At 71.1% G+C, this 26,941-nt stretch carries 21 protein-coding genes and 1 pseudogene; 6 read left to right on the top strand and 16 right to left on the bottom strand.

Going from position 1 to position 26,941, the window contains the following annotated elements; translation table 11 throughout:
* From ACWGI8_RS12580 to ACWGI8_RS12555, 6 genes and pseudogenes are all read right to left on the bottom strand, one after another.
* Positions 1–254 (bottom strand): annotated as a pseudogene (locus ACWGI8_RS12580) (serine/threonine protein kinase); the annotation flags it as partial.
* Positions 255–353: 99 nt separating this feature from the next.
* Entirely contained in the window at positions 354–1,997 is a 1,644-nt protein-coding gene (locus ACWGI8_RS12575; protein ID WP_453660312.1) for a serine/threonine-protein kinase, read from the bottom strand.
* Between the two features lie 70 nt (positions 1,998–2,067).
* The gene (locus tag ACWGI8_RS12570; RefSeq protein WP_453660310.1) at positions 2,068–3,672 is read right to left on the bottom strand and encodes a serine/threonine-protein kinase; all 1,605 of its coding nucleotides are present in this window, start codon (positions 3,670–3,672) and stop codon (positions 2,068–2,070) included.
* A gap of 134 nt (positions 3,673–3,806) precedes the next feature.
* On the bottom strand, positions 3,807–6,782 hold the full coding sequence (locus tag ACWGI8_RS12565; RefSeq protein ID WP_453660309.1) for a protein kinase: 2,976 nt from the start codon (positions 6,780–6,782) through the stop codon (positions 3,807–3,809).
* Between the two features lie 192 nt (positions 6,783–6,974).
* Entirely contained in the window at positions 6,975–9,536 is a 2,562-nt protein-coding gene (locus tag ACWGI8_RS12560; protein WP_453660307.1) for a protein kinase domain-containing protein, read from the bottom strand.
* Positions 9,537–9,699: 163 nt separating this feature from the next.
* Positions 9,700–11,406: a glycerol-3-phosphate dehydrogenase/oxidase gene (locus ACWGI8_RS12555; protein WP_453660305.1), complete on the bottom strand. Its 1,707-nt coding sequence runs from the start codon at positions 11,404–11,406 to the stop codon at positions 9,700–9,702.
* 221 nt (positions 11,407–11,627) lie between these two features.
* On the opposite strand from ACWGI8_RS12555, the gene ACWGI8_RS12550 reads away from it, so the two are divergent.
* Positions 11,628–12,869: a nucleotide sugar dehydrogenase gene (locus ACWGI8_RS12550; protein ID WP_453660304.1), complete on the top strand. Its 1,242-nt coding sequence runs from the start codon at positions 11,628–11,630 to the stop codon at positions 12,867–12,869.
* A gap of 71 nt (positions 12,870–12,940) precedes the next feature.
* Here the strand turns inward: ACWGI8_RS12550 and ACWGI8_RS12545 are convergent, their stop codons facing one another.
* The 4 genes from ACWGI8_RS12545 to ACWGI8_RS12530 all read right to left on the bottom strand — a co-directional run bounded on the left by ACWGI8_RS12545 (position 12,941) and on the right by ACWGI8_RS12530 (position 17,459).
* Positions 12,941–14,065: a GuaB3 family IMP dehydrogenase-related protein gene (locus tag ACWGI8_RS12545; protein ID WP_453660302.1), complete on the bottom strand. Its 1,125-nt coding sequence runs from the start codon at positions 14,063–14,065 to the stop codon at positions 12,941–12,943.
* Positions 14,066–14,170: 105 nt separating this feature from the next.
* A complete protein-coding gene (gene guaB, locus ACWGI8_RS12540; RefSeq protein ID WP_453660300.1) occupies positions 14,171–15,673 on the bottom strand; it encodes an IMP dehydrogenase in 1,503 nt (500 codons plus the stop codon).
* A gap of 167 nt (positions 15,674–15,840) precedes the next feature.
* Positions 15,841–16,428, bottom strand: a complete 588-nt coding sequence (locus tag ACWGI8_RS12535) for a sigma-70 family RNA polymerase sigma factor (protein WP_453660298.1) — start codon at positions 16,426–16,428, stop codon at positions 15,841–15,843.
* 419 nt (positions 16,429–16,847) lie between these two features.
* Positions 16,848–17,459 (bottom strand): response regulator transcription factor, encoded by a 612-nt coding sequence (locus ACWGI8_RS12530; RefSeq protein WP_003948568.1) that lies wholly within the window; start codon positions 17,457–17,459, stop codon positions 16,848–16,850.
* Between the two features lie 382 nt (positions 17,460–17,841).
* Between ACWGI8_RS12530 and ACWGI8_RS12525 the strand changes: the two genes are divergently transcribed.
* The gene (locus tag ACWGI8_RS12525; RefSeq protein WP_453660296.1) at positions 17,842–18,165 is read left to right on the top strand and encodes a WhiB family transcriptional regulator; all 324 of its coding nucleotides are present in this window, start codon (positions 17,842–17,844) and stop codon (positions 18,163–18,165) included.
* A 93-nt stretch (positions 18,166–18,258) separates the two neighbouring features.
* On the opposite strand, the gene ACWGI8_RS12520 is transcribed toward ACWGI8_RS12525, so the two are convergent.
* Positions 18,259–19,149, bottom strand: coding sequence for a LysR family transcriptional regulator (locus tag ACWGI8_RS12520; RefSeq protein ID WP_453660295.1), 891 nt, complete (start codon positions 19,147–19,149; stop codon positions 18,259–18,261).
* A gap of 79 nt (positions 19,150–19,228) precedes the next feature.
* Here ACWGI8_RS12520 and ACWGI8_RS12515 point away from each other — a divergent pair, with 79 nt between their 5' ends.
* Positions 19,229–19,897, top strand: a complete 669-nt coding sequence (locus ACWGI8_RS12515) for an MOSC domain-containing protein (RefSeq protein WP_453660294.1) — start codon at positions 19,229–19,231, stop codon at positions 19,895–19,897.
* Positions 19,898–20,111: 214 nt separating this feature from the next.
* Complete coding sequence (locus ACWGI8_RS12510) at positions 20,112–20,885, top strand: SDR family NAD(P)-dependent oxidoreductase (RefSeq protein ID WP_453660293.1); 774 nt, start codon at positions 20,112–20,114, stop codon at positions 20,883–20,885.
* Here ACWGI8_RS12510 and ACWGI8_RS12505 read toward each other — a convergent pair.
* The gene (locus ACWGI8_RS12505) at positions 20,848–21,381 is read right to left on the bottom strand and encodes a hypothetical protein (protein ID WP_453660291.1); all 534 of its coding nucleotides are present in this window, start codon (positions 21,379–21,381) and stop codon (positions 20,848–20,850) included. The two genes, ACWGI8_RS12510 and ACWGI8_RS12505, sit on opposite strands and share 38 nt — an antisense overlap.
* Between ACWGI8_RS12505 and ACWGI8_RS12500 the strand changes: the two genes are divergently transcribed.
* Entirely contained in the window at positions 21,380–22,420 is a 1,041-nt protein-coding gene (locus ACWGI8_RS12500) for a hydroxyacid dehydrogenase (RefSeq protein WP_453660289.1), read from the top strand. The genes ACWGI8_RS12505 and ACWGI8_RS12500 overlap by 2 nt on opposite strands.
* Before the next feature lie 96 nt (positions 22,421–22,516).
* Positions 22,517–23,209, top strand: a complete 693-nt coding sequence (locus ACWGI8_RS12495) for an ester cyclase (RefSeq protein WP_453660287.1) — start codon at positions 22,517–22,519, stop codon at positions 23,207–23,209.
* A gap of 177 nt (positions 23,210–23,386) precedes the next feature.
* On the opposite strand, the gene groL is transcribed toward ACWGI8_RS12495, so the two are convergent.
* The 4 genes from groL to ACWGI8_RS12475 form a co-directional block, all read right to left on the bottom strand.
* Positions 23,387–25,015 (bottom strand): chaperonin GroEL, encoded by a 1,629-nt coding sequence (gene groL / locus ACWGI8_RS12490; RefSeq protein WP_453660285.1) that lies wholly within the window; start codon positions 25,013–25,015, stop codon positions 23,387–23,389.
* A 135-nt stretch (positions 25,016–25,150) separates the two neighbouring features.
* Positions 25,151–25,459, bottom strand: a complete 309-nt coding sequence (groES, locus tag ACWGI8_RS12485; RefSeq protein WP_015035628.1) for a co-chaperone GroES — start codon at positions 25,457–25,459, stop codon at positions 25,151–25,153.
* A 419-nt stretch (positions 25,460–25,878) separates the two neighbouring features.
* The gene (locus ACWGI8_RS12480) at positions 25,879–26,121 is read right to left on the bottom strand and encodes a hypothetical protein (protein WP_453660283.1); all 243 of its coding nucleotides are present in this window, start codon (positions 26,119–26,121) and stop codon (positions 25,879–25,881) included.
* On the bottom strand, positions 26,118–26,941 hold an 824-nt coding region (locus ACWGI8_RS12475; RefSeq protein ID WP_453660282.1), incomplete at its 5' end, for a polysaccharide deacetylase family protein. The genes ACWGI8_RS12475 and ACWGI8_RS12480, both read right to left, overlap by 4 nt.

Here is a 26,941-nt window from a genome sequence, read left to right as displayed (position 1 = left end):
CGCCGCAGCCGCTCGTGCAGCGACTCGCCGCGGATCAACTCCATGACGATGTACGGGATTCCGTCCTCGACGACCACGTCGTGGACGACGACCGCCGCCGGGTGCTCGACCGTCGCGGCGGCCCGCGCCTCACGGCGGAGCCGCTCGTACAGCCGCTGCCGGGACGGGTCGTCTCGGTCGCCGGGCAGCCGTGGCTCCTTCACCGCGCAGTCGCGGCCCACGACTTCGTCGCGGGCCTGCCACACCGTGGCCATACCGCCGGAGCCGAGCCGCCCGGTGAGCCGGTAGCGCCCGCCGATGAGCCGCCCGGGCTCCGTCGCGTCCCCCACCGGCTCCCCCGATCGGCCAACGGGTCAGAGACCCTGGATCTTGAGTTGCTTCGCGACGTTCGCGAAGATCTCCTCGCCGTCCTGCTGTGCCGCGCCCTCCGCCGGCATCTGCACCCGCAGCCGCCAGTACACCTTGTTCTTGCCCGGCACGACCAGCTCGCGCCAGCGGTAGCGGACGGCATCCTCGTTGGTGTCCGCGTAGGGGGTGAAGTCGACGGTCGTCTGGAAGGCCTTCTTCTCCTGGTGGGTGACGTCCTTGCTCTTGACGTCGACACCCTTGATCTCCGTACCGTTCTTGCCGCCCTTCTTGTACCAGGCGTCCCACACTTCCTTCTTCGGTTCGAGGAACTCGCCCGCGTTGTCCTTCGAGCTCTGCATCCGCTCCAGATAGATCGCGAAGACACCACTCGGGTCGCGGTATTCGACGGCGTAGCCGCCGTCGAACTCGGAGCGCGTGTACTCCTCCGGTACGGCGACGTCCGCGGCCAGGATCTCGCTCTCCGGACGCACCTTCCACCCCGCCGGGAGTTCGTCGCCGCCGAACGGCTTGAGGATCACCAGGGCGAGGGCGAGCGCCACCGCGAGCACTCCGCCGAGGAGTCCGAACTGCGCCGGACGGTTGCGATGCAGCACCGGCGGCACCCAGCGGGAGCCCGTGCCCTGGGCGGCGACGCCGTCGTAGACGCGGGTCGGGTCGGCCTGCGGCGGACGCGCCGCCGACTCCAGCGTCGCGCGGATCTCGGCGGCGTCCGGCCGGGCCGCCGGGTCCTTGCGCAGCAGCTGCATCAGCATCGTGCCGAAGGCCCCGGATCCGCGCGCCGGTACCTGCGGCTCCGCCGAGAGCACGGCCTGGAGCGTGGCGGGCGTGTGCGAACGCCGGTACGGGGACATGCCCTCGACCGCCGCGTACAGCACCACACCCAGCGACCACAGGTCCGACTCCGGTCCCGGCCGCTGGCCCAGCACCCGCTCGGGCGCGATGTACTCCGGCGAGCCGATGAACGCGCCGGTCTCGGTCAGCCCCTGCTCGCCCTCGACCTGCGCGATGCCGAAGTCGGTGAGCACGACCCGGTCGCCGCGGCCCAGCAGCACGTTGTCGGGCTTCACATCGCGGTGGAGGACGCCCGCCTCGTGCGCCGCCGACAGCGCGCCGAGGACCGCGAGTCCGATCCTGGCCGCCTCCCGTACGTCGAGCGTGCCCTCCTGCAGCCGGTCGCCGAGGGACTGGCCGCGCACCAGCTCCATCACGATCCACGGCTTGCCGTCCTCCATCACGACGTCGTGCACGGTGACGACGGACGGATGGTCGATACTGGCCGCGGCGCGGGCCTCCCGCTGCATGCGCAGATACACGTTCTCGCGCGCACGGTCGCCCAGATGCTCGGGTACGCGCGGCTCCTTGATCGCCACGTCCCGGTCCACGACCTCGTCGCGCGCCCGCCAGACCGTCCCCATGCCGCCGTGGCCGAGACGGGAGACGAGGCGGTAACGGCCGCCGATGAGCCGTCCGCTGCCCGGGTCGGCGACGGGCGCCGGTGCCTCGGCGACCTGCGTCGGTACGGGTGTGGAGCCCTGCGGCGGTACCTGCGGTCCGGAGGGCGTGGACGCCTGAGGCGGCCGGAGTGCGTAGCTGGTGGGGTCGGTCGCCCGCCCCCCGTCGTTCGTCATGTTCACATCCTGGCGAAGAGCGTTTGACGTTGCCACTTACGGGATCGAGAGATGCAGAGACGTGACCGAGTCACGGGGCCGGAGGCCGCCAGCTCTGCACCATGGTGTCGAACTGCTGCCGCATCGTGGGCCAGTCCTCGGCAGGGCCGGCCATGAAGAGCGCGTACTCGGTCCCGTCCTCCTCGTAGTAGACCTGGTCGATCGCGCGGCGCTTGCCCGGATGGTCCTTGATCTCGGTCCACGTGAACTCCCAGATCGCCGACTTCGTCTGGTCGCGGTAGGTGTTGGGGTGGAGGATCACCTTGTCGTAGTCCGCGCGCTTGTCGACGATCTTCTCCAGATCGAGCAGGTGCATGTACGGATTCTCGAAGTCCGGCGACGGGTCGATGCTGATGCGGATGCGGTGGCGGCCGCTGTCGGGCGTGTAGTCGATCTGGTTGCCGTCCAGCTGTCGGGTCCAGCCGTCCGGTACGAGCAGGCTGAAGCCCTTGGGGTCGGTCACCCGATGCCAGCCGGCGGGTACGGAACCGGTCTTGGCAGGCCCTGGGGACGACGACGTGGTGGCCCCTGGCTTGCTGGTCCGGCCGCCTGGGGTGCCACCACCCCCGTCCCCGTCCCCGTAACGCATCGCGAGGAATCCCGCCCCACCGCCGACGACAGCGGCGAGCACGACGACGAGCAGTGCTCTGCGCCAGCGGCCGGATCGCTTCCGCGCCGTCGTGGTGGGCGCGGGCTGCGACTCAGGGAGCGACGCGGTAGCCGCCCGCCGGTCCTCGGCCTCCACCGACTGCGTCGGTACGTACTCGTGCGCCGACTTCGGGCTGCGTCCCTCCATCACCTCCAGCAGCATCCGCTCGGCCTCGGCCGTCGGCGGGCGCTGCTCGGGCTCCTTGCGCAGCAGTCCGGTGATGACGGGGCCGAGCGGTCCCGCGTGCTGGGCGGGCGGCGGCTCCTCGGTGACCACCGCCTGCATCGTGGACAGCGGTGACGTACGGCGGAACGGTGAGGTCCCCTCGACCGCCGTGTAGAGCGTGGCGCCCAGGGACCACAGGTCCGAGGCGGGTCCGGGGTCCCCGCCGCGTACCCGCTCGGGGGCCAGATAGTCGATGGAGCCGACCAGTTCACCGGTCCTGGTGATGGTCGAGTCGCCCTCGATGGCGGCGATGCCGAAGTCGGTGAGCAGAACGCGGCCGTCGGAGGCGAGCAGCACATTGCCGGGCTTGACGTCGCGGTGCAGCACTCCGGCGGCGTGCGCGGCGCGCAGTGCGCCCAGGACGTGCAGGCCGATGCGGGCGGCCTCGGCCGGCTGGATCCGGCCGGACTCCTTGGCCGCGTCGGCGAGTGACGGCCCGTCGACGTACTGCATCACGATCCACGGACGGTCGTCGTGCTCCAGGACGTCATGGACGGTGACAACGTTGGGGTGGGAGATCCGGGCGGCGGCGCGGGCCTCCTTCTGGGTGCGGGCGTGCAGCACCGTCCGGTCGGCCTCGGAGACGTACAGACCGGCGGTGAGTTCCTTCACCGCGACCGTTCTGTGCAGGAGTTCGTCCTGGGCACGCCAGACCCTGCCCATGCCGCCGCGGCCGATGCTCTCGGTCAGCCGGTACCGGCCGGCCAGCAGCAGTCCTGCGTTCGTGCCCGAGCCTTTGCTCACGCTCTGTGTGTGTTCCACGTGTCCCCGCCCCGTTCCTTGGAAAGACAGGTTACGGAGAGGAAGTACGTGCGGGGAACCAGGGGCCGCTCAGTAACTCGCACCGTGATCCGATGGTTGCGCGGCGCGCTCGGTCCCGACGGCATCCGGACCGGTCAACCGTTCGCCCGGTAGGCGGCCGTGGCCTGCTCGTAGATCTCGGTGACCTTGTCGCGCCGGCCCTCGGGCCCGATCACCTGCAGCACGTGATAGCTGTCGCCGACGATGAGCGCGAGGTTGCGGACGTACACCTCGCGGCCGGTGCTGTCCCGCCAGGTGAACTGGCCTTCCGCCATGGCCTGCTTGCCCACGTCGATGCGGCGCAGACCGGACGCCGTGGACCAGGAGGAATCGCGGAACGGCTGCAGCTCGCGCTCCTTGTTGCGCTGATACGCCATCGGGTCCGCGCCGTTGGCCCGGACGGAGTCACGGCCGGGGACGACGATCAGCGTGAAGTCGCCGCCGACGTAACGGACCTGACCGCTGTCGTTGACGGGTCTGCGCTGCCAGGTCTTGTCGACACCGATCCGGAAGCCTTCCGGGTCGACGCGCAGGACATACCCTTCGGCGAGGTCCACGGCGGGCGCGGAGGTCTGCGGCTGCTGTCCGTCCGGGGTCCGGGAGGACTGCTGTCCGTCCGGTGACCGGCCGCCCGCGGGCGCGCTCGATGCCGTGCCGGCCGGGGAGGACGACGACGAAGACTGTTGGCCGGTCCTCGGCATGAACAGCACGGCGTACGCGATCGCCGCGGCGAGCGCGAGCAGAATCAGGAACAGGAGGAGGCGGCCGAGCGACTTCGGGCCGCGGGGGCGTCGTTCCCGTCGCTCCTTCACCTTCTTGTGGCGGTGGCGACCGTGCGTGGTGTCGGGCGAACCGGCCCGGCGCCTGCGGACGAGCTCCCCACGGCGGCGCACGACGGGCAGCCGGGTGCCGTCGACCGACGGCAGGGGCACGACCTCGGTGCCCACGTCGGGTTCCGGCGCGGACCGGACGAGCGAGCGCAGCCAGCCACGCAGCTCTTCGAAGTCGGGGCGCTCGGTGGGGTCCTGACGCAGCAGCGACTCGACGACCGGGCGCAGCGGCCCGCACTCCTCGGCGAACGCGGGCGGTTCGGCGCAGACGAGCTGGACCAGCTCCGCCGCGCTCTCCTCGGGATACGGGGCGTGGCCCTGCACCGCGCGGTAGAGCAGCGCGCCGAGCGCCCACAGATCGGTGGCCGGGCCGATGGGCGGCGCCAGCTGCCAGTTCTCGTGGACCGGCCCCGCCTGCTCGGGCGCCCAGCGCTCGGTCACCGCCCCGACGACGGCGATCCGGGCCTGGCGCGCCCGCTCGGCGGCGAGCGGGGTGGCAGGGCCGCGGTAGGCGGGGGCGGGCCCGCCGGCGACCACCTCGTCCCACCTGCCGGTGGCGGGTACGGGCTCGGCGTGGACGGGCGCGGGGCTCTGCCGCTGCGCGTCGGCGCGCAGGGCGTCGCGGGTGGTGCTCCCGTACGGAGACGGGCCGCCTCCCGCCGGGAGCGGTGCGGGGCCGTCCGTGCCGGGCCGGGGCCCGTCGTGCCAGGTGCCTGCCAGCTCCGCGCGGCGGGGGCCGCCGGGCGGATCACCGTACGGGCTGCGAGACCCGGTCCCGTAGGTGTCTTCGGCCTCGTCAGCGTGCTCGGCGTCGTACCCGTCGTCGCTGTCGTACGCCTCGTCGCTGTCGTACGCCTCGTCGCTGTCGTACGCCTCGTCGTCCGTGGGTCGGGACCACCACTGCGGCGCGGGCAGTCCGGCGCGGGGGGCGGGAAGGGCGCCGCCGGGACGTGGCGCGGGCAGGGCGGCGCCGCGGCCGCCGTCCGGCTCGTCCCACACACCGGGGTGGTGCAGCCGCTCGACACCGTCGGGGACACGCCCCGAGGGCGGCAGAAGCTCCGGGCGGCGGTCGTCGTCGCCGTGGAGCTCTTCCGCACCGCCCTGGCCATGACTCCCGGCCTGGGAACGGCTTTCGGCCGGGGGCTGCATCCCGGTCCGGCGGCGCGCTTCGGCTTGTCGCCCGGCTTCGGCCTGTCGCCCGGCTTCCTCCAGTCGGCCGGCTTCGTCCTGCGACTGGCGCACGAGGTCCCCGGGACCGGCCTGGCGGTTCTCGTCCCGGCGGCGGTCGTCGTCCTGGCGGCGGTCCTCGCTGACGCGGGCCGCGGCGCGGGCCCCCGCCCGGTAGGCGGCGATGGCACCGGCGCGTGCGGCCCGCGAGTCCCCGGCGGTCTCACCGAATCCGTACCCGTAGGCCGGAGCGGTGTACGGGCCCTCCGCCCGGCCGGCGCCCGGCGGGGGGCCGGGTGCGGGCGCCCCTCCCAGGGCCGCCCCGCCCAGGGCCGTCCCGCCGTGCTTCTGCGGCGGCAGGTACGGCTCCGCCGTGTGCACGGGACCGGCCGGATCCGGGGAGTCGTCGACGAGTTCCGCGTCCTCCACGAGCTCCGCGTCCTCCACGGGCTCCGCTTCCTCCACGGGCTCCGGCACCGGCGCGTAGCCGCACAGGGCCTCCTCCGCCGCGCCCGCCGCGAGGCCCGTCAGCACGACCCGGCCGTCGTCACAGACGAGGACCGTACGGACGGTGATGTTGCGGTGGGTCCAGCCGTGTGCGTGGAGGGCGCGGAGGGCCGTGAGCACGTCCGAGCCGATCTCCGCCGCCCGGTAGGGATTCAGCAGCTTCTCCGCGAGCAGCGCCGCCAGCGGCCGCGCCGCGACGAGTTCACTCACTATCCAGAGCGAACCGCCCTCCGCGAACACGTCGAAGACCTGGTCGAGGCGAGGGTGGTCGGGAATCTGCGCGGCGGCCTGGGCGGCCTCGACGGCCCGCCGCACCGCCGGGTCCGTGGGCCGCCGGGTGGTACGTCCCGACGCCCGGCGGGGTGCGGGAAGCCCCCCGGATCCGTGCGCGCCGTCCGCGTCGAGCACTTCCGCTTCCACGACCTCCGGCAACGGCAGCTGACGGACGAGGACTTCCTGGCCGCTGTAGGTGTCAAAGGCGCGGGTCTCGACCAGTTCGTACTCGTCGGAGGGCGGCAGCGGCAGGCGATAGCGGTCGGCGAGCACCCGTCCCGCATAGTCGTCCACGACGCCTCCCCACAGCGCTGTTTCCCGGCTCGGTTCGCCTCCGGGGCGCGCCGGTCCCTGTCGACGCGCTCCTTCGGCTCACTCGCCGCCTGTCCCCCGGTTCCGAGGACCGCACGAAACCGTCAATTCCGGTCGTTCACCGGCCTGTTGCGGCTGCGTTCGGTCCACGGCCTCTCACGATACGTGGCCTGGTCAGTCCTTGGGGGCGAACGTGTCGAACGCCGTCTTGCGCAGCGTCCTGCACTCCGCGCCGTCCCACTCGCTCGCCTTGCAGCTGATCATGATCGAATAGCCGTGCTTGGCGTCGACCTTGAAGCCGCGGTTGAGCACTCGTACCCGCTGACCGCTCTGGTTGCGCTCGAAGCTCCAGTCGGCGACCGTGGGGTAGCCCTTGTAGGCGACAGTCTTGATACCGAGGTGCTTGTAGCCGTCGCTGCTGCCCCTGACGGCGCCGACCGAGGCCGCCCATGCGGCCTCCGCGTCGTCCCCGGGACTGTTCGTGAAGTCCACCTGGACGCGCGGGAAGCCGCCGTCGGCGCTGAAGATCGCACCCGAGTTCTGGCCCGCGGTGCCCGTGCGGTGAAAGGCCTTCGGCATCGCCATGGTGAAGTGGAACTGGTCGTTGGAGACCATCACGTACCCGGCGGGGATCCCGCCCGCGCCCGCGCCGGTGTCCTTTCCGCCGGACGGCTGGGTGCCGCCCGTGCCGTTGCTCCCGCCGCCGTCCTTCCCGTCGTTGCCCGCGGTGGGGCCGTCGCCCTGGTCCTGGTCCTTCTGACCGCTGCCGCCGCCCTTGGCGCCGTCCTTGCCGCCGCCGTTGCCCTTGGCGTCGCCGCCCGCGGTGGACCCGGCCGAAGCGGTCGTGCCGTTCTTGGGCTTGCCCTGGCCGCCCTTCTCGTCGTCCCCGCCCAGCGAGAAGACGAGCACGGTGGACAGGACGGCGAGCACGGCGACGACCGCGATGATGACCAGCGTCCGCTTGGGCACCACATCGGTGAGCGGCGCCCGCACGGGGGCCGTCCGCGTGACCGCGGGCCCGGGCTCCGGCTTGGGGGCCGCGGCCTTGGTGGCGGTGGGCCTCGGCTCGGCCTTCGCCGCCGCGTTCCGCACGGAGCGGAGCGCGCCGCGGACCCGCTCGGCCGCCGCGTCGGCCGCGTCCTTGGCGCGGTCCCTGGCGGGAACGGCGGGCTCGGCCGGGAGTGGTGGCAGCGCGACCACCCGGGTCGCCTCGGGCGACGGCTCCGGCCCGGCCGACTGCTCCGGCGTGTGCAGGACGTCCAGCAGCAGCGCCCGCGCACCCGCCTCGTCGAGCCGCTGCGCCGGGTCCTTGGCGAGCAGGCCGTAGATGACCTCCTCCAGCGGCCCCGCGTTCTTCGGCGGGTCCAGGGGCTCGGTCATCACGGCGGTCAGGGTGGCGATCGCGGAGCCCTTGTCGTACGGCGGGCAGCCCTCCACGCTCGCGTACAACAGCCCGCCCAGCGACCAGAGATCGGCGGCCGGACCCGGCTTGTGGCCACGGGCGCGCTCCGGCGAGATGTACGAGGGCGCGCCGACGAGCATGCCGGTCGAGGTGATGGAGGGGTCGCCCTCGACCTGCGCGATGCCGAAGTCGGTGAGCACGACCCGGCCGTCCTCGGCAATGAGCACGTTGGACGGCTTCACATCGCGGTGCAGGATGCCCTCGCGGTGCGCGGAGCGCAGTACGTCCAGAATGGCGAGGCCGACCTCGGCCGCCCGGCGGGGCGTCAGGATGCCGTCCTCGCGCACGGCTTCGGCGAGCGACTTGCCCTCGACGAGCTCCATGACGATCCACGGCCGGTCGTCCTCGTCGACCACGTCGTAGACCGTCACCGCGCCGTTGTTGCGGATCCGGGCGATCGCCTTCGCCTCGCGCAGCGTGCGCGTGATGAGGCGGCGCTTCTCGTCCTCGTCGATGCTGTTGGGGAACCGCAGTTCCTTCACGGCGACCGTGCGGCCGAGCGTCTCGTCGACGGCCCGCCATACGGTGCCCATGCCACCGCGTCCGAGGACGCCTCCCAGCCGGTACCGCCCGGCCAGCAACCGCCCCTCGGCGGTCGTCTGCCCGCGTCCCTGCGCCGCGCCGGTCCTGGCGGCCTCGGGCCGCCCGGCCCCGGTTTGCGCACCTGAGTGGGTGCCCGGCGTGGCGCGCTTCGCGTCACCGCGTCCGGTCTCCCGCTCCGCGTCGGCCTTCGCCGCGCCCCGCGCGCCCTGGCGGGCAGCGACCCCGTCGTCCGTCGTGCCGGACTCCGAACCCTTCGCCGCCCCGCCGGCCTCCGAACTCTTCGCCGCCCCGCCGGCCTCCGAACTCTTCGCCGCCCCGCCGGCCTCCGATTCCTTCACCGCGCCGGACTCCGATTCCTTCGCACCGGCACGGCGGGCGTCCGCCTGCCCGGACTTCACGCTGTCGCCCGCAGTCGACGGCGCGTCCTTCTTCACCTCACCTTGCCCGGCAGCCGACTTGGCGCCGCCGGCCTCGCCGGTCCCGGTGTCCGGCTCGGCGCCGGCCCGTCGGGCCTCCGGCTCGGTGCCCTTCGCAGCACCGCTTCCGGCACCCCGCCCCGCGTCGTCCGTCGCGTCGTGTCCGGCACCCGACTTCGCGTCCTTGCCCGTGCCCACGCCCGAACTGCCGTCCCCGCGCCCGACCGGCCCCGCGGCCGGGGCACGCCCGCCGTTTCCGTCCGCGTCCCGCAGAGGGCTCCGTGTCGTGTCCCGCGACTGCTCCGCCTCCGACATGCGTCCCCTCTGCGATCCCTGATCTTCGCCCGCGCCTGCCGCTTCCGCGCGATGCGGTAACCCGCCCTGGAAGAGCCCCCATTCTCTCTCACTCCAGGACCGGCCGGTCTCCCGGGTCCACCGTGCGTCAGGAGGGCTCCGGAGGAAGGGATTCCGCTGGATCCTAGATCGGGACGATGTCCGGCGCCCCCAGCCGCGCCGCGTCTGCCGTCAGGTCGTCCGGCTGCCGCTGCGACTCGCGCTCGGCCTCCACCCGCTTCTCGTAGTGCTCCACCTCCTTCTCGATCTGCTCCTTGTCCCAGCCGAGCACCGGGGCCATCAGCTCCGCGCACTCCCGCGCACTGCGCGTCCCCCGGTCGAAGGTCTCGATGGAGATGCGGGTCCGTCGCGTGAGGACGTCGTCGAGGTGGCGCGCCCCTTCGTGCGAGGCGGCGTAGACGACCTCGGCCCGCAGATAGTCGTCCGCGGCGGCGAGCGGCTCGCCGAGCCTCGGGTCGGCCGCGATCAGCTCCAACAGCTCCTCGACCAGGGATCCGTAACGGTTGAGCAGATGCTCCACCCGGACGACATGGAGGCCGGTGCGCGCCGCGATCCTCGCCCGTGCGTTCCACAGGGCCCGGTAGCCCTCGGCTCCCATCAGCGGCACGTCCTCCGTGACGCAGTCCGCGACGCGCTGGTCCAGCCCGTGCACCGCCTCGTCCACAGCGTCCTTCGCCATCACCCGGTAGGTCGTGTACTTCCCGCCGGCGACGACGACCAGGCCGGGCACCGGGTGCGCGACCGTGTGCTCGCGGCTGAGCTTGCTGGTCGCGTCCGACTCCCCGGCGAGCAGCGGGCGCAGTCCCGCGTAGACCCCCTGGACGTCGTCGCGGGTGAGCGGCACGGCGAGCACCGAGTTGACGTGCTCCAGCAGATAGTCGATATCGGCGCTGGATGCGGCCGGATGGGCCTTGTCGAGGTCCCAGTCGGTGTCGGTGGTGCCCACGATCCAGTGCCGTCCCCAGGGGATGACGAACAGCACGGACTTCTCGGTGCGCAGGATGAGCCCGGTGGTCGAATGGATCCGGTCCTTCGGTACGACCAGATGGATGCCCTTGGACGCCCGGACATGGAACTGGCCCCGCTCGCCGATCAGGGCCTGGGTGTCGTCCGTCCACACCCCCGTGGCGTTGACGACCTGCTTCGCCCGGACCTCGTACTCCCCGCCTTCCTCCACGTCCTGCACCCGGGCGCCGACGACCCGCTCCCCCTCGCGCAGAAAGCCGACCACCCTGGCCCGGCTGGCGACATGCGCGCCGTAACTCGCGGCCGTACGCACCAGGGTCGCCACATAGCGGGCGTCGTCCATCTGGGCGTCGTAGTACTGCAAGGCGCCCACCAGGGCGTCCTTCTTGAGACAGGGGGCGACCCGCAGTGCGTTGCGCCGGGAGAGATGGCGGTGGACGGGCAGGCCGCGTCCATGGCCCGAGGACACCGACATCGCGTCGTACAGCGCAACGCCCGATCCGGCGTAGAACCGCTCCCAGCCCTTGTGCTGCAACGGGTAGAGGAAGGGCACCGGCCGGACGAGATGCGGGGCCAGCCGCTCCAGCAGCAGTCCGCGCTCCTTGAGCGCCTCCCGCACCAGCGCGAAGTCCAGCATCTCCAGATAGCGCAGACCGCCGTGGATGAGCTTGCTCGATCTGCTCGATGTGCCCGAAGCCCAGTCGCGGGCCTCGACCAGGCCGGTGGACAGGCCGCGTGTCGCGGAATCCAGTGCGGTGCCGGCGCCGACCACTCCGGCACCTACCACCAGCACGTCCAGCTCGCGCTCCGCCATCGCGGCAAGCGCCTCGGTGCGCTGCGCGGGTCCCAGTGTCGCTGTCCTCACTGCTGCCTCCCGTTGCCCCCGTTGGCCAGGCTCACAAATTTGATTCTGTCCGCACTCCCCGACTTCAGCCACCGCCTGTGGACAACACTCGGGCGGCCAGAGCCTCGCAATGCCACATATCGGTCATATTTACGCCTAGTCTGACATTGCGCGTGCTCGTTCTGTCCACAGCACTTGCACACTGCGTCACCCTCGGCTATTGGGAAGGACGGCTCACCGCCATGCCCGCAGATCTCGCCGTCATCGGACTCGGCCACCTCGGACTGCCACTCGCCCAGGCCGCCGTAGCCGCGGGCATCGAGACCATCGGCTACGACACGGACCCCCGCCCCGTTGCCGAACTCGCCGCGGGGCGGCCGCCCGTGGACGGTTCGCTCACCGCCTCCGAAATCCGCCGGATGCTCTCGGGGGGCTTCCGGCCCACCACCGACCCGGCCGAGCTGGGCCGGGTCCGTACCGCCGTCATCTGCGCCCCCACACCCCCGGGCGCGAACCGCACGCTCGACCTCACCGCGGTCGGCGACGCCGCCCGCGCCCTGGCCGCACGGCTGCGCCCACGCACCACCGTGGTGCTCGAATCCGCCGCCGAACCCGGCACCACGGAGAGCTACCTCCGCTCCATCCTCGAAGAGGGCTCAGGCCTGCGCGCGGGACGCGACTTCCATCTGGCCTACTCCCCCAGCCGGCTCGACCCGGGCAACCGCACCCACGGCTACACCGGCACCCCCAAGGTGATCGGCGGGCTCACCCCTGCCTGCACCGAATCGGCAGCCGCGTTCTACGGCCGCGTCACCGACAAGGTCGTGCGCGCCCGCGGACCGCGCGAGGCCGAGGCGGTGAAGCTCCTGGAGACGAACTTCCGGCACGTCAACATCGCCCTGGTCAATGAGATGGCGGTGCTCTGCCACGACCTCGGCATCGACCTCTGGGACGTCATCCGCTGTGCCGAGACCAAGCCGTACGGCTTCCAGGCCTTCCGCCCCGGCCCGGGCGTCGGCGGCCACGGCGTCCCCGTCGACACGGTCGGCACCCACCGCACCCTGCGCCTCGTCGAGCTCGCCGGCCAGATCAACGAGCGCATGCCGCAGTACGTGATCCAGCGTGCCGCCACCCTGCTCAACGAACACGGCAAGTCCGCCCGCGCGGCCCGCGTCCTGCTCCTCGGCATCACGTACAAGCCGGACCTCGCCGACCTCGAAGGCTCCCCCGCGCCCGAGATCGCCCAGCGCCTGATGGAACTGGGTGCATCGGTCAGCTACCACGACCCGTACGTCCCCGACTGGCGCGTACGCGACCGCCCGGTCCCCCGCGCGGACTCCCTCTACGAGGCGGTGGCCAACGCGGACCTGACGGTCCTGCTCCAGCACCACCGCACCTACGACCTCCAGAGCCTCGCGGTGAAGGCCCAGATCCTCCTGGACACCAGGGGCGCGTCCCCGGCGGGCGCGGCGCACCGCCTGTGAGGGCATGCGAAGGGCCCGGCACCCTCACGGTGCCGGGCCCCGACCGCGTACCGGCCGCGTACGAACAGACCTCAGCGCTTGTGCTGGGAGTCCGCGACGGTCACCTCGACGCGCTGGAACTCCTTGAGCTCGCTGTAGCCCGTCGTCGCCATGGCCCGCTTCAGCGCGCCGAAGAAGTTCATCGAGCCGTCCGGGCTGTGCGACGGCCCGGTGAGGATCTCCTCCGTCGTGCCGACGATGCCCAGGTCGACGAGCTTGCCGCGCGGGACGTCCTCGTGGACGGCCTCCATGCCCCAGTGGTGGCCGCGGCCGGGGGCGTCCGTCGCGCGGGCCAGCGGGGAGCCCATCATCACGGCGTCCGCGCCACAGGCGACCGCCTTCGGCAGATCGCCGGACCAGCCCACACCGCCGTCCGCGATGACGTGGACGTACCGGCCGCCGGACTCGTCCATGTAGTCGCGGCGGGCCGCGGCGACATCGGCGACGGCGGTGGCCATCGGGACCTGGATGCCCAGCACGTTACGGGTGGTGTGCGCCGCGCCGCCGCCGAAGCCGACGAGGACGCCGGCCGCGCCGGTGCGCATCAGGTGCAGGGCCGCGGTGTACGTGGCACAGCCGCCGACGATGACCGGGACGTCGAGCTCGTAGATGAACTGCTTCAGGTTCAGCGGCTCCGCGGCGCCCGAGACGTGCTCGGCCGAGACGGTCGTGCCGCGGATGACGAAGATGTCCACACCCGCGTCGACGACGGACTTGGAGAACTGCGCGGTGCGCTGCGGCGACAGCGCGGCGGCCGTGACGACGCCGGAGTCGCGCACCTCCTTGAGGCGCTGCCCGATCAGCTCCTCCTTGATCGGGGCCGCGTAGATCTCCTGCAGACGGCGGGTCGCGCTCTCGGTGGGCAGCTCCGCGATCTCGTCGAGGAGCGGCTGCGGGTCCTCGTACCGGGTCCACAGCCCCTCGAGGTTCAGCACGCCCAGTCCGCCCAGCTCACCGATGCGGATCGCGGTCTGCGGGGAGACGACGGAATCCATGGGGGCGGCCAGGAACGGCAGCTCGAAGCGGTAGGCGTCGATCTGCCACGCGATCGAGACCTCCTTCGGGTCCCGGGTGCGCCGGCTCGGTACGACGGCGATGTCGTCGAACGCGTACGCCCTGCGGCCGCGCTTGCCGCGCCCGATCTCGATCTCAGTCACGATGTGTGGCCTTTCCCTCTACGTCTGCGCCTACCAGTATCCCCGACACACGCGCCAGGGGCGGTCCCGGCCATCCCCGGAACCGCCCCTGATAAACCCGTGCGACTACTTCCTGCTGTAGTTCGGCGCCTCGACCGTCATCTGGATGTCGTGCGGGTGGCTCTCCTTGAGACCCGCGGACGTGATCCGTACGAACCGGCCGCGGTCCTGCAGCTCCGGCACCGTCCGCCCGCCGACGTAGAACATCGACTGGCGCAGACCGCCGACCAGCTGGTGGACGACCGCGGACAGCGGGCCACGGTAGGGCACCTGGCCCTCGATGCCCTCGGGCACCAGCTTCTCGTCGGAGGCGACACCCTCCTGGAAGTAGCGGTCCTTGGAGAAGGAACGCTGCTCGCCACGGGACTGCATCGCGCCGAGCGAACCCATGCCGCGGTACGACTTGAACTGCTTGCCGTTGATGAACATCAGCTCGCCCGGGGACTCCTCGCAGCCTGCGAGGAGCGAGCCGAGCATCACCGTGTCGGCGCCCGCGACCAGGGCCTTCGCGATGTCGCCGCTGTACTGCAGACCACCGTCGCCGATGACCGGGATGCCCGCCGCCTTCGCCGCCAGCGAGGCCTCGTAGATCGCGGTGACCTGCGGAACGCCGATTCCGGCGACCACTCGCGTCGTACAGATGGAGCCGGGGCCGACACCGACCTTGATGCCGTCGACACCGGAGTCGATGAGCGCCTGGGCGCCGTCGCGGGTCGCGACATTGCCGCCGATGACGTCGACGGACGAGTTGGACTTGATCTTGGCGATCATGTCGCCGACCAGCTTGGAGTGACCGTGCGCGGTGTCGACGACGATGAAGTCGGCCCCGGCCTCGATCAGGGCCTGGGCACGCTCGAAGGCGTCACCGGCGACACCGACGGCGGCGCCGACGAGGAGCCGGCCCTCCTTGTCCTTCGCCGCGTTCGGGTACTTCTCCGCCTTGACGAAGTCCTTGACGGTGATGAGGCCCTTGAGGATGCCCGCGTCGTCGACCAGCGGAAGCTTCTCGATCTTGTGGCGGCGCAGCAGCTCCATGGCGTCCACGCCGGAGATGCCGACCTTGCCGGTGACCAGCGGCATCGGGGTCATGACGTCGCGCACCTGCTGGGCGCGGTCCGTCTCGAAGGCCATGTCGCGGTTGGTGACGATGCCGAGGAGCTTGCCCGCCGCGTCGGTGACGGGGACGCCGCTGATCCGGAACTTGCCGCAGATCGCGTCGGCCTCGGCAAGCGTGGCGTCCGGGTGCACCGTGATCGGGTCGGTGACCATGCCGGACTCGGAGCGCTTCACCAGGTCGACCTGGTTGGCCTGGTCGGCGATGGAGAGATTGCGGTGCAGTACGCCGACGCCGCCCTGGCGGGCCATCGCGATGGCCATCCTGGCCTCGGTCACCTTGTCCATGGCGGCGGACAGCAGCGGGATGTTCACCCGGACGTTCTTCGAGATGAACGAGGAGGTGTCGATCTGGTCGGGCGCCATGTCCGACGCGCCTGGCAGCAGCAGCACGTCGTCGTAGGTCAGCCCGAGTGTCGCGAATTTCTCGGGCACTCCGTCGACGTTGGCAGTCATGACACCTTCCCCAAATGGCCTTGATCGGTGCGGATGTCCATGCTAACGGGATCCGAGGGTGTCTCATTCCACGATCAAGATCGATGAGCAGCTTTGTACGTTTACACGTACGAAGGTCATACGTACGGAGGGGGCGTCCGGTTCAACCCGGCCGCCCCCGATCACCGCTACTGCTCCGCCAGTGCACGCAGCCGGCTCAGCGCCCGGTGCTGCGCCACCCGCACCGCGCCGGGGGACATACCGAGCATCTGCCCGGTCTCCTCCGCGGTGAGCCCGACCGCGACCCGCAGCACCAACAGCTCCCGCTGGTTCTCCGGGAGGTTGGCGAGGAGTCGCTTGGCCCACTCCGCGTCGTCGCTGAGCAGCGCCCGCTCCTCCGGGCCGAGCGAGTCGTCGGGCCGCTCGGGCATCTCGTCGGACGGCACGGCCGTGGATCCGGGGTGCCGCATGGCCGCGCGCTGCAGATCGGCGACCTTGTGCGCGGCGATGGCGAAGACGAAAGCCTCGAAGGGGCGTCCCGTGTCCTTGTAACGCGGCAGCGCCATGAGGACCGCCACACAGACCTCCTGAGCGAGGTCCTCGACGAAGTGACGGGCATCACCGGGCAAACGGTTCAGCCGCGTCCGGCAGTAGCGCAACGCAAGCGGGTGCACATGGGCCAGGAGGTCGTGCGTGGCTTGCTCGTCTCCGTCGACGGCACGGTGAACAAGTGCACCGATGGCCCCATGGGCAGTCGCCGCCTCGTCGTCACGCATCGGTCCATGGTGCCTTGGCTGTCGCTGATCCGTGGCACCGCGTCCGTAGTTGTGCACCGAAGCGTTATGAGTAGGTGCGCCGGAAGTCATCTCCTGCGCCCTCCCCTTGCGCTCGACCGACTCGTTCCTGAGGAACTCCACACCTCAAGGATGCGGCATCGCGCGGGAAACGTGTGCCCCCCGTCGCCGGCCGCCCCGCCCACCGCCGGGTCAGCGGGGCTCATGATGCCTGCGGGACCCCTGGGGCGCACCGGGCGCGCCGGTTTCTGCGGCTCGCCTCCGGGGCGCCTCAGCGGCTGTCGACGGTCGACCGCGCTCAGTCCCTCGCACCTCGGGACCTCCGCGCGCTTTCCCTTCCGACAGCCGCGCGCCCCTTCGGCTCGCTCGCCAGGAGTGGTCCCGGCCTCGCCCGGCACCGCTCAGCGGACCAGGCCCCAGCGGAACCCGAGCGCGACGGCGTGCGCCCGGTCCGAGGCGCCCAGCTTCTTGAACAACCGCCTGGCGTGCGTCTTCACCGTGTCCTCGGAGAGGAACAGCTCACGCCCGATCTCGGCGTTGGACCTGCCGTGGCTCATTCCTTCGAGCACCTGGATCTCCCGCGCGGTGAGCGTGGGCGCGGCGCCCATCTCGGCCGAGCGCAGCCTGCGCGGGGCGAGCCGCCAGGTCGGGTCGGCGAGCGCCTGGGTGACCGTGGCCCGCAGCTCGGCGCGCGAGGCGTCCTTGTGCAGATATCCACGCGCGCCGGCCGCGACGGCGAGCGCGACGCCGTCCAGGTCCTCGGCGACGGTGAGCATGATGATCCGGGCGCCGGGGTCGGCGGAGAGCAGCCGGCGGACCGTCTCGACGCCGCCCAGTCCGGGCATGCGTACGTCCATCAGAATCAGGTCCGAGCGGTCGGCGCCCCAGCGGCGGAGGACTTCCTCGCCGTTGGCCGCGGTCGTCACGCGCTCTACGCCGGGCACGGTTGCGACCGCGCGGCGGAGCGCCTCTCGGGCGAGCGGGGAGTCGTCGCAGACGAGGACGGATGTCATGGCCGCCCTCCGCAGCTGATGCGCGTCACCTTGAGCCTCCAGGCTGGTTACGTATCGTCACCTGTGCGGTTGACGCCCCCGGACATCTGCCCGAGTGCTTGTTCTCTCAACCGCCTCCGCACTCTCAACGACGGTCACTCGAAAGAGTTACGGGTGCGACGGGCACCTTCGGCACTCTACGTGAGGACCCATGAGCGGAGGAGAGCGACACAGCCCATCGACGCGCCACATGGCCGCTATGCCCCATTTAGCGGCATTTCTTCCCTTTTGCTGGTGTCTGTGGCTAGATTCGCAATGAGTCATATTTACATCTACTTATACCGTAGATGTACGGTCGGACCTTCAGGCATCCACTCAGCACGGTTACAAGGGGACATGCGCTATGGCAGATTTCTCCCGCCTTCCCGGACCGAACGCCGATCTGTGGGACTGGCAGCTGCTCGCGGCATGCCGTGGGGTAGACAGCTCACTCTTCTTCCACCCAGAGGGGGAGCGCGGCGCGGCAAGGAGTGCGCGCGAGAACTCGGCGAAAGAGGTCTGCATGAGGTGCCCGGTGCGCGCGGAGTGCGCAGCGCACGCACTGGCAGTGCGGGAGCCCTACGGGGTATGGGGCGGACTGACGGAGGACGAACGTGAGGAGCTCATGGGGCGGGCGCGGCACCGGCTGATCCCGGCAGGCGGCGCGGGCGGCAGCCCACACGGCTGACATCCAGGCCGCCATCTTCGAAGAAACGTTCCTGCACTGACCGGCCCAGTAACGGGCGACGGTGCAGTGGTGGAGCGGCGCAGTGGCGCGGGTTCAGCGCGCGGCGGCCAGTGCGAGCTGGTCCAGGGTGGCCGCGACCGCGGGGACCTGAGCCAGGTCAGGGAGGGTGAGAGCGACGATTTCGCGGTGCACCGACGGCTCCACCGCCACCCTACGGGCGCCCTTGGGCAGCACCGACTCCAGCGCGAGCTCCGGCAGTACGGCCACGCCGAGACCCGCGCCGACCAGTCCGACCACGGCCGGGTAGTCGTCCGTGGCGAAGTCGATCCTGGGCGTGAAGCCGGACTCCTCGCAGACCGCCACGAGCTGGCGGCGGCAGCGCGGGCACCCCGCGATCCAGGGCTCCTCCGCCAGATCGGCGATGGAAACCGCACCGGCGTCCACGAGCCGGTGCCCCTCGGGCACCAGGCCGACGAGCCGGTCGCTCAGCAGCGGCCGTACGACCAGGTCCTCCCACTCCGCACCCGCCGGGCCGTACCGGAAAGCCAGCGCCACATCGCAGTCGCCCTCGCGCAGCATCTCCTCCGAGCGCGGCGGCTCGGCCTCGACGAGCGAGACCCGCGTGCCGGGGTGCGCCGCGCGGAGGGCGGCGAGTGCGGTGGGCACGAGCGTGGAGCTCCCGCTGGGGAAGGACACCAGGCGGACCCGGCCCGCGCGCAGACCCGCGATCGCCGCGACCTCCTCCTCGGCCGCGGTCAGCCCGGCCAGGATCCCGGCGGCATGGCGTACGAGCACCTCGCCGGCCTGGGTCAGGCGCATCTCCCGGCCGGTCCGGATCAGCAGCGGGGTCCCGGCGGAGGTTTCGAGCGCCTTCATCTGCTGGCTGACGGCGGGCTGGGTGCAGCCCAGCTCGCGCGCCGCGGCGGAGAAGGACCCGGTGGCGGCCACGGCGCGCAGGACGCGGAGATGGCGGGCTTCGATCACCCTGCAAGCATAAGGACCTCTTGGGGTGCGAGCGAATTTTCACTTGGAAGCTTGGGGGGACTCCGTTAGCGTCGTGAGCATGAAGATTCTCTCCGTGAACGTGGGCCGGCCGAAGTCCGTCGAGTACACCAGCGCCCCGGGCGGGATCACTGGTGTGGACAAGCGCCCGGTCGACGGACCCGTACGGGTCTTCGCGCCCGGCCCGCCGGGGACCGGCGGCAGCGGACTGGACGGGGACACCATCGCCGACCTGCGTTTCCACGGAGGGGACGACCGGGCCGTCACGGTCCACGCGCGCGAGGACCTCGACGACTGGGCGCGGGAGCTGGGGCGTCCGCTGGCCGACGGCGCGTTCGGCGAGAACCTCACGACCCTCGGCCTCGATGTGAACGGGGCCCTCATCGGTGAGCGCTGGCGCGTCGGTTCCGGGGTGGTGCTCGAGGTGACCGGCGGCCGAGTTCCCTGCAGGACGTTCCAGGGGCACGTCGGCGAGAAGGACTGGGTGAAGCGGTTCACCCGGGCGGGAGCGCCGGGGGCGCTGCTGCGGGTGATCGAGCCGGGCACTTTCCAGGCGGACGACCCGGTCGAGATCGTGCACCGGCCCGACCACGACATCACGGTCGCGCTGCTGTTCCGCGCGGCCACGCTCGAGCGGGAGCTGCTGCCGCGCACCCTGGTCGCGGCCGAGTGGATGGAATCCGCGCTGCTGGAGGTGGCGCAGTCGTACACCGCCAAGCACGGCGGCTGACCGCGCACGACCGGTCCTCCGGCCGCCCGGCCGCCCGGCCGCGACGAGCGGGACACTGGGGCCAATGGGCCGGTTCGTCCGATCCGGGCAAAGGGATGTCAAAACCCCCAGGTCTGACGGTGTGCCAGGCATGCGGGCCAAGGCGAGCGAGAAGGCACGGCGGCGGGCAAGCCTGGTACGCCGCACACGCGCACGGGGCACTAACGTGCCGCCCATGACGACAGCACTGATTACTGGCGCGACCGCGGGCATCGGCGCCGCCTTCGCGCGGCGGCTCGCCTCCGACGGACATGATCTGGTCCTGGTGGCACGCGACACCAAGCGGCTTCAGGAGCAGGCCACCGAGCTCCACGACCGGCACGGCATCGAGGCGGAGGTGCTGACCGCGGATCTCGCCGAGGAGGACGGGATCACCGCGATCGAGGCGCGGCTGACGGACCGCAAGCGTCCGGTGGACCTGCTGGTGAACAACGCCGGGTTCGGCAACAAGGGCCGGTTCCTGGAGGTGTCCATGGCCGATGAGCTGCGGATGCTGAAGGTGCACTGCGAGGCGGTGCTGCGGCTGACGTCCGCGGCGGCGGGGCCGATGCGCGACCGGGGCCGGGGCGGGGTGGTGAACGTCGCGTCGGTGGCGGCTTTCGTGCCGCGCGGGACGTACGGCGCGTCCAAGGCGTGGGTCGTGCAGTTCACGCAGGGCGCGGCCCGCGATCTGGCAGGCACGGGCGTGCGTCTGATGGCCCTGTGCCCCGGTTTCGTACGGACCGAGTTCCATGAGCGGGCCGGAATGGGAACGGACAACATCCCCGGCTGGATGTGGCTGGACGCCGACAAGCTGGTGTCGGCGGCGCTTGCCGACCTCGCGCGCGGGAAGTCGCTGTCCATCCCGGACCCGCGCTACAAGGCGCTCATGGGTGTGGTGAAGCTGGCGCCGCGCGGGCTGCTGGGCGGGGTCAGCTCCAGGGCGGGCCGCAAGTACGGACCGAAGTAGTTCCGTCCTGCCAGGTGACGGTGAGGGTGTGTCCGTCGATCTCGACGTCCGCGAGCGCGGTGACGGGCGCCGGGGCGGGCTCGGCGGTGAGCGAGGCGAGGGCGACGAGGAGGGTGGCGGGTCTGCCGCCGGTCGTGCCGTGCAGAGCGGCGGTACGGGTGCGGGGGCCCTGGAGGGTGGAGCCGGTGTCGGACGCGGTGCGCACCGTGTAGCCGTGCACCGGCTGGAGTTGGGCGGTAGGGCCTTCGGGAGTGGTGGCCCAGCCGGTCTGGCGTACGGAGGTGCCGTCGGGCGCCCCGGTGACGAGATGGGCGCGGACCTCGGCCCGTCCGTGGGCGAGCGTCAGTGAGTGAACCCGGATGCCGGGCGACGGGGCGTGGGCGGAGGCGGGTTTGACCGCGGGCAGCGTCAAGTGACCGCAGACGCGCAGACGTGACCCGCCGAGCAGCCCGCCCGTTGACCCCAAGTGACCAACGAGGAGTCCGACTTCCACCATGCACCCCGCCACTGACAATTCCGCGGGCAGTGGGCCGTCCCTGCTGCTCGCGATGGGTCCCGGCATCGCCGACCGTCTGCTCACCGATGCCCATCGCGCCCGCCTCGCGGCACTGGCGCGCACCGATCCCCACCTCGTCGCCCATGACCTGACCACCCCCTCCCCCGCCGTCGCGGCCGCACTCGCCGAGGCGGAGCTGCTGCTGACCTGCTGGGGAGCGACCCCGCTCGACGAGCGCGTCCTGGACGCCGCCCCGCGCCTGCGTGCCGTCGTACACGCCGCGGGTTCCGTCAAGCACCACATCACCCAGGCCTGCTGGGACCGCGGCATCGCCGTCACCTCCGCCGCCGCGGCCAACGCGCTGCCCGTCGCCGAGTACACGCTCGCCGCGATCCTCTTCGCCAACAAGCGGGTCCTGCACAGCCGCCGCCGATACCGCGAGCTGCGCGCCCGGCACGACTGGCGCCACGAGCTCGACGGAGCCGGCAACTACGGCCGTACGGTCGGCGTCGTCGGCGCGTCCCGGATCGGCCGCCGTGTCATCGAGCTGCTCCGCCCGTTCGATCTGCAGGTCCTGCTGTACGACCCGTACGCGGACGCCGCCGAGGCGGCGCTGCTCGGGGCCGAGGTGGTCCCGCTGGACGTGCTCTGCTCGCGCAGCGACATCGTCACCGTCCACGCACCCGAGGTCCCGGCAACCCGCCGGATGATCGGCGCCCGCCAGCTGGCACTGATGCCGGACGGGGCGACCCTGATCAACACCGCGCGCGGCTCGCTGGTGGACACGGACGCACTGCTCACGGCGCTTGTCTCCGGTCGTCTCGACGCCGTACTGGATGTCACCGAGCCCGAGGTGCCGCCCGCGAACTCCCCGCTGTACGAGCTGCCGAACGTCCTGCTGACCCCGCATGTCGCGGGCTCGCTCGGCCGTGAGCTGCACCGGATGGCCGATCTGGCGCTGGACGAGGTGGAGCGCTACGCGCTGGGCCGGCCCTTTGCCGACCAGGTCGTTCCGGCGGCGCTGAACCGGTCGGCCTAGACGGACAATTACCCGATTCTCACCGAGCAGACAATTAGCCCATTCTCACTAAAATGGGGGTATCCGGCCCAGCGACCCACCCGCCCGGGAGACACCATGACATTCGTACAATTGATCGATTGTAAAACGGATCGTGTCGACGAGCTCAACCAGCTCATGGACACCTGGGTCGAACAGACCAAGGGCAAGCGCACCGCCACCCACAGTCTCGTCGCCACGGACCGCTCCGACGCGACGCACGTCATAGAGATCGTCGAGTTCCCCTCGTACGAGGATGCGATGAGGAACTCGAACCTGCCCGAGACGGACCGGATCTTCCAGGAGATGGTGGCTCTCTGCGACGGCCTGCCGACCTTCACCGACCTGGACGTCATCCGCGACGAGCAGCTGAGCAAGGACACCTGCGGCAGGTTCTTCACCGACGCCCTCGCCGGTGACCCCGCGGCCCTCGACGGACTGCTCACCAGGGACTACCGCGACCACGACCCGTCCAACGCGCAGGACCTGATCGGTCTCGAGGCACTCCGCCGCGAGATCGGGATGTGGCGGGACGGCTTCGACTTCACCTTCACCATCGAGGACCAGATCGCCGAGGGCGACCGGGTGTGCACGCGCTGGACCTGGAACGGCACGCACAAGGGCGAGTTCCTGGGGATACCGGCCACCGGCAAGCAGGTGTCCATGACCGGTACGACGACCCACCTGCTCCACGAGGGCATGATCTGCGAGGGCTGGTGGCAGTACGACCGGCTCGGGCTGATGGGACAGATCGGCGCACTGGACATGTAGCAGCATCGGACATGGAGCGGCGCCGGAGAGGAAGCGGCGCTGGAGAGGAAGCCGCGGCGGACACCTGGCGGCGGCACACCATCGGCGCGTCATCGGCGCATCACGGGGAAGGCCCCCGTTCCCTCTCCGGGAACGGGGGCCTTCTCAAGCCCTGAACGGGTCAGTGGGCCCGATGGCTCAGTGGGAGTGACCGTGGCCGTGGCCGTGGCCCGCCTCCGCCGGCTCCTCTTCCTTCTTCTCCACCACGAGGGTCTCGGTGGTGAGCAGCAGGGAGGCGATCGACGCGGCGTTCTCCAGCGCGGAGCGCGTGACCTTGACCGGGTCGATGACGCCGGCCTTCACCAGGTCGCCGTACTCGCCGGTCGCGGCGTTGAAGCCGTTGCCCTTCTCCAGCTCCGCCACCTTCGCGGTGATGACGTAGCCCTCGAGGCCGGCGTTCTCGGCGATCCAGCGCAGCGGCTCGACGGCGGCGCGGCGGACGACCGCGACACCGGTGGCCTCGTCGCCCTCCTTGCCGAGGTTGCCCTCCAGCACCTTCACGGCGTGGACGAGCGCGGAGCCACCACCGGAGACGATGCCCTCCTCGACCGCGGCGCGGGTCGCGGAGATGGCGTCCTCCAGACGGTGCTTCTTCTCCTTCAGCTCCACCTCGGTGGCGGCGCCGACCTTGATCACGCACACGCCGCCGGCCAGCTTCGCGAGGCGCTCCTGGAGCTTCTCGCGGTCCCAGTCGGAGTCCGTGGTCTCGATCTCGGCCTTGATCTGGTTGACGCGGCCGAGGACGTCCTCGGAGTTGCCGCCGCCGTCGACGATCGTCGTGTCGTCCTTGGTGACGGTGACGCGGCGGGCGCTGCCCAGCACGTCCAGACCGGCCTGGTCGAGCTTGAGGCCGACCTCCTCGGCGATGACCGTGGCACCGGTGAGGGTGGCCATGTCCTGCAGCATCGCCTTGCGGCGGTCACCGAAGCCGGGGGCCTTGACCGCGACCGCGTTGAAGGTGCCGCGGATCTTGTTGACGACGAGGGTGGAGAGCGCCTCGCCCTCGACATCCTCGGCGATGATCAGCAGCGGCTTGGAGCCACCCGCCTGGATGACCTTCTCCAGCAGCGGCAGCAGGTCCTGGATCGAGGAGATCTTGCCCTGGTTGATCAGGATGTACGGGTCGTCGAGGACGGCCTCCATACGCTCCTGGTCGGACACCATGTACGGGGAGAGGTAGCCCTTGTCGAAGGCCATGCCCTCGGTGAACTCCAGCTCCAGACCGAAGGTGTTGGACTCCTCGACGGTGATGACACCGTCCTTGCCGACCTTGTCCATCGCCTCGGCGATGAGCTCGCCGACCTGCTGGTCCTGGGCGGACAGCGCGGCGACGGCGGCGATGTCGGACTTCTCCTCGATCGGACGCGCGGTGGCGATCAGCTCGTCGGAGACGGCCTTGACCGCGGCGTCGATGCCCTTCTTCAGGGCGGCCGGGGAGGCACCGGCGGCGACGTTGCGCAGACCCTCGCGGACCAGGGCCTGGGCGAGCACGGTGGCGGTGGTGGTGCCGTCACCAGCGATGTCGTTGGTCTTGGTCGCCACCTCCTTCACCAGCTGGGCGCCGAGGTTCTCGTACGGGTCCTCGATCTCGACCTCACGGGCGATCGTGACACCGTCGTTGGTGATGGTGGGGGCGCCGAACTTCTTGTCGATCACGACGTTGCGACCCTTGGGGCCGATCGTCACCTTGACCGTGTCGGCAAGCTTGTTGACGCCGCGCTCGAGGGCGCGACGGGCGTCCTCGTCGAACTTCAGGATCTTCGCCATGGAGCTTCTCAAGTCCTCTCAAAACGAACCGCGCCCCGGGCCACCCGGCTTCTTACGACGCGGGGGCCAGGGGCGCGGCTCAAGCAAAACTGCCTGGTACGGAGTCTTCCGGGGGGCGAACCCCGGAGGTCCGACCTACTTCTCGACGATCGCGAGCACGTCGCGGGCCGAGAGGACGAGGTACTCCTCGCCGTTGTACTTCACCTCGGTGCCGCCGTACTTGCTGTAGAGCACGACATCGCCGGTCTTGACGTCGAGCGGCAGGCGCTCTCCGTTCTCGAAGCGGCCCGGGCCCACGGCCAGGACGACGCCCTCCTGGGGCTTCTCCTTGGCGGTGTCCGGGATGACCAGGCCAGAGGCCGTGGTCTGCTCGGCGTCGAGCGGCTGGACCACAATGCGGTCCTCGAGCGGCTTGATGGCAACCTTGGAGCTGGTGGTCGTCACGATCCGACCTCCCCCTTCGGAGATCTCACGGGGTTTAACTGTCTGAGGTGGCGACCAGGTGGATCCGTCGTCGCGGGTGCCGGACCTGCCCGTCGCTGTGTTGGCACTCTCCGGTGGGGAGTGCCAGAGCCGAGACTATGACTGCGATTAGCACTCGGTCAAGCGGAGTGCCAATTCACTGCGCGGCGCGCCCGCGGGACCACGACGGACGGTTCGATCTGGATCGCGATCCCGAACTCGATCTCGAACTCAACTTCGGTCTCGAAGCTCGAACTCAACTTCGGTCTCGAAGCTCGAACTCGATCTCGATACGGACAACGCGCGGATGCGGCGCCGCGTTCCGTACGACCCTACGAACATGTCCCTCGATCCGGGCCCGCCACGCCCGCCGCACGGTCGATACCGTGGCCCGGCCGTTGTCACGGGCGCGAAGGCGGCCGACCCGGGCGGACGAGAAGCGCCCGGGGCGCTGCGGGTGCGGCGGACGTCCGGTGGGCGGCGAGTGCCCCGGACACGGCGGGCGTGACCTTCTGGGCCGCCTCGCGGCCGAGCCGTTCGACCGGGTCGACGGACGGCGCCGCACACCCGGCGGGGCCGCGCACGCACGCGACCGGCGCACCAGCCGCCACCATGACGGCCGGCGGCCGGTGCGCGCACCTCATACGTAGTCCTCCAGCCGTGCCACCGCGTATCCCTGCGCGGTGACGATCTTCATGACGTTGCGGACCATGTCGGCCATGGATCCCTTCCAGACGTCCTTGCCGCGGAAGTGCGTGAGGATGATGTCGCCGGGGTGGAGGTCCCGGTCCGGCTCCCGCCACTCCATGTGATCCGGGAACGCCTCCGCCGCCCACAGCGGCACGGCCTTGATCCCACACTTCTTCGCCGCCCGCAGGGTGTCCTCGTTGTAGTTGCCGTACGGCGGGCGGAACAGCCGGGGCCGCTCTCCGTACTGCTCTTCGAGGATCGCCTGCTGCCCGCAGATCTCCTTCTTCTGCTTCGCGTACGAGAGACCCGGCAGGTAGCGGTGGTTGAGGGTGTGGTTGTGCAGGGCGACGCCGCTGTCCTGCATCTTCCTGAAGTAGCCGTAGTCGTCGCGTACGACGTAGTCGGTGAGGAACGCGCTGTAGGGGATCTGCAGCTCGCTCATCATCTCCAGCAGCTCGGGATCCTTCTCCGCACCGTCGTCGATCGTCAGGAAGACGACCTTCCGATTGGTCGGCACGGTCGTGAAGACGGGCGGCAGTCCGTCGGGGTCGTCGACCTCGAATCCCTTGCGCGTGGCGATCCTCGGCTTCTTGGCGGGCGGCGGAGGGGCGGCCAGCGGCGTCTCCTTCAGCCCCCAGCGCTTGGCGGCCGCGGCGCGGGCCGCCTGCGCCTTCTGCATACGCCGCGCGTACGCGGAGAGCGCTGCGGCGGGGCCCCCTTGCGGACCCGCCTGCGGAGCCGCCTGCGGACCTGCATGCGGAATCGCGGGCCGGT

It is taken from the genome of Streptomyces sp. NPDC054841 (assembly GCF_053611045.1).
This window is presented reverse-complemented; position numbering and strand designations above follow the sequence as displayed.

Coding starts and splice junctions, on each gene's coding strand:
- ACWGI8_RS12575 (WP_453660312.1), bottom strand. CDS start 1,997: ATGACGAACGACGGGGGGCGGGCGACCGACCCCACCAGCTACGCACTC.
- ACWGI8_RS12560 (WP_453660307.1), bottom strand. CDS start 9,536: ATGTCGGAGGCGGAGCAGTCGCGGGACACGACACGGAGCCCTCTGCGG.
- ACWGI8_RS12550 (WP_453660304.1), top strand. CDS start 11,628: ATGCCCGCAGATCTCGCCGTCATCGGACTCGGCCACCTCGGACTGCCA.
- guaB (WP_453660300.1), bottom strand. CDS start 15,673: ATGACTGCCAACGTCGACGGAGTGCCCGAGAAATTCGCGACACTCGGG.
- ACWGI8_RS12535 (WP_453660298.1), bottom strand. CDS start 16,428: ATGCGTGACGACGAGGCGGCGACTGCCCATGGGGCCATCGGTGCACTT.
- ACWGI8_RS12530 (WP_003948568.1), bottom strand. CDS start 17,459: ATGACATCCGTCCTCGTCTGCGACGACTCCCCGCTCGCCCGAGAGGCG.
- ACWGI8_RS12525 (WP_453660296.1), top strand. CDS start 17,842: ATGGCAGATTTCTCCCGCCTTCCCGGACCGAACGCCGATCTGTGGGAC.
- ACWGI8_RS12515 (WP_453660294.1), top strand. CDS start 19,229: ATGAAGATTCTCTCCGTGAACGTGGGCCGGCCGAAGTCCGTCGAGTAC.
- ACWGI8_RS12510 (WP_453660293.1), top strand. CDS start 20,112: ATGACGACAGCACTGATTACTGGCGCGACCGCGGGCATCGGCGCCGCC.
- ACWGI8_RS12500 (WP_453660289.1), top strand. CDS start 21,380: ATGCACCCCGCCACTGACAATTCCGCGGGCAGTGGGCCGTCCCTGCTG.
- ACWGI8_RS12505 (WP_453660291.1), bottom strand. CDS start 21,381: ATGGTGGAAGTCGGACTCCTCGTTGGTCACTTGGGGTCAACGGGCGGG.
- ACWGI8_RS12495 (WP_453660287.1), top strand. CDS start 22,517: ATGACATTCGTACAATTGATCGATTGTAAAACGGATCGTGTCGACGAG.
- groL (WP_453660285.1), bottom strand. CDS start 25,015: ATGGCGAAGATCCTGAAGTTCGACGAGGACGCCCGTCGCGCCCTCGAG.
- ACWGI8_RS12480 (WP_453660283.1), bottom strand. CDS start 26,121: ATGAGGTGCGCGCACCGGCCGCCGGCCGTCATGGTGGCGGCTGGTGCG.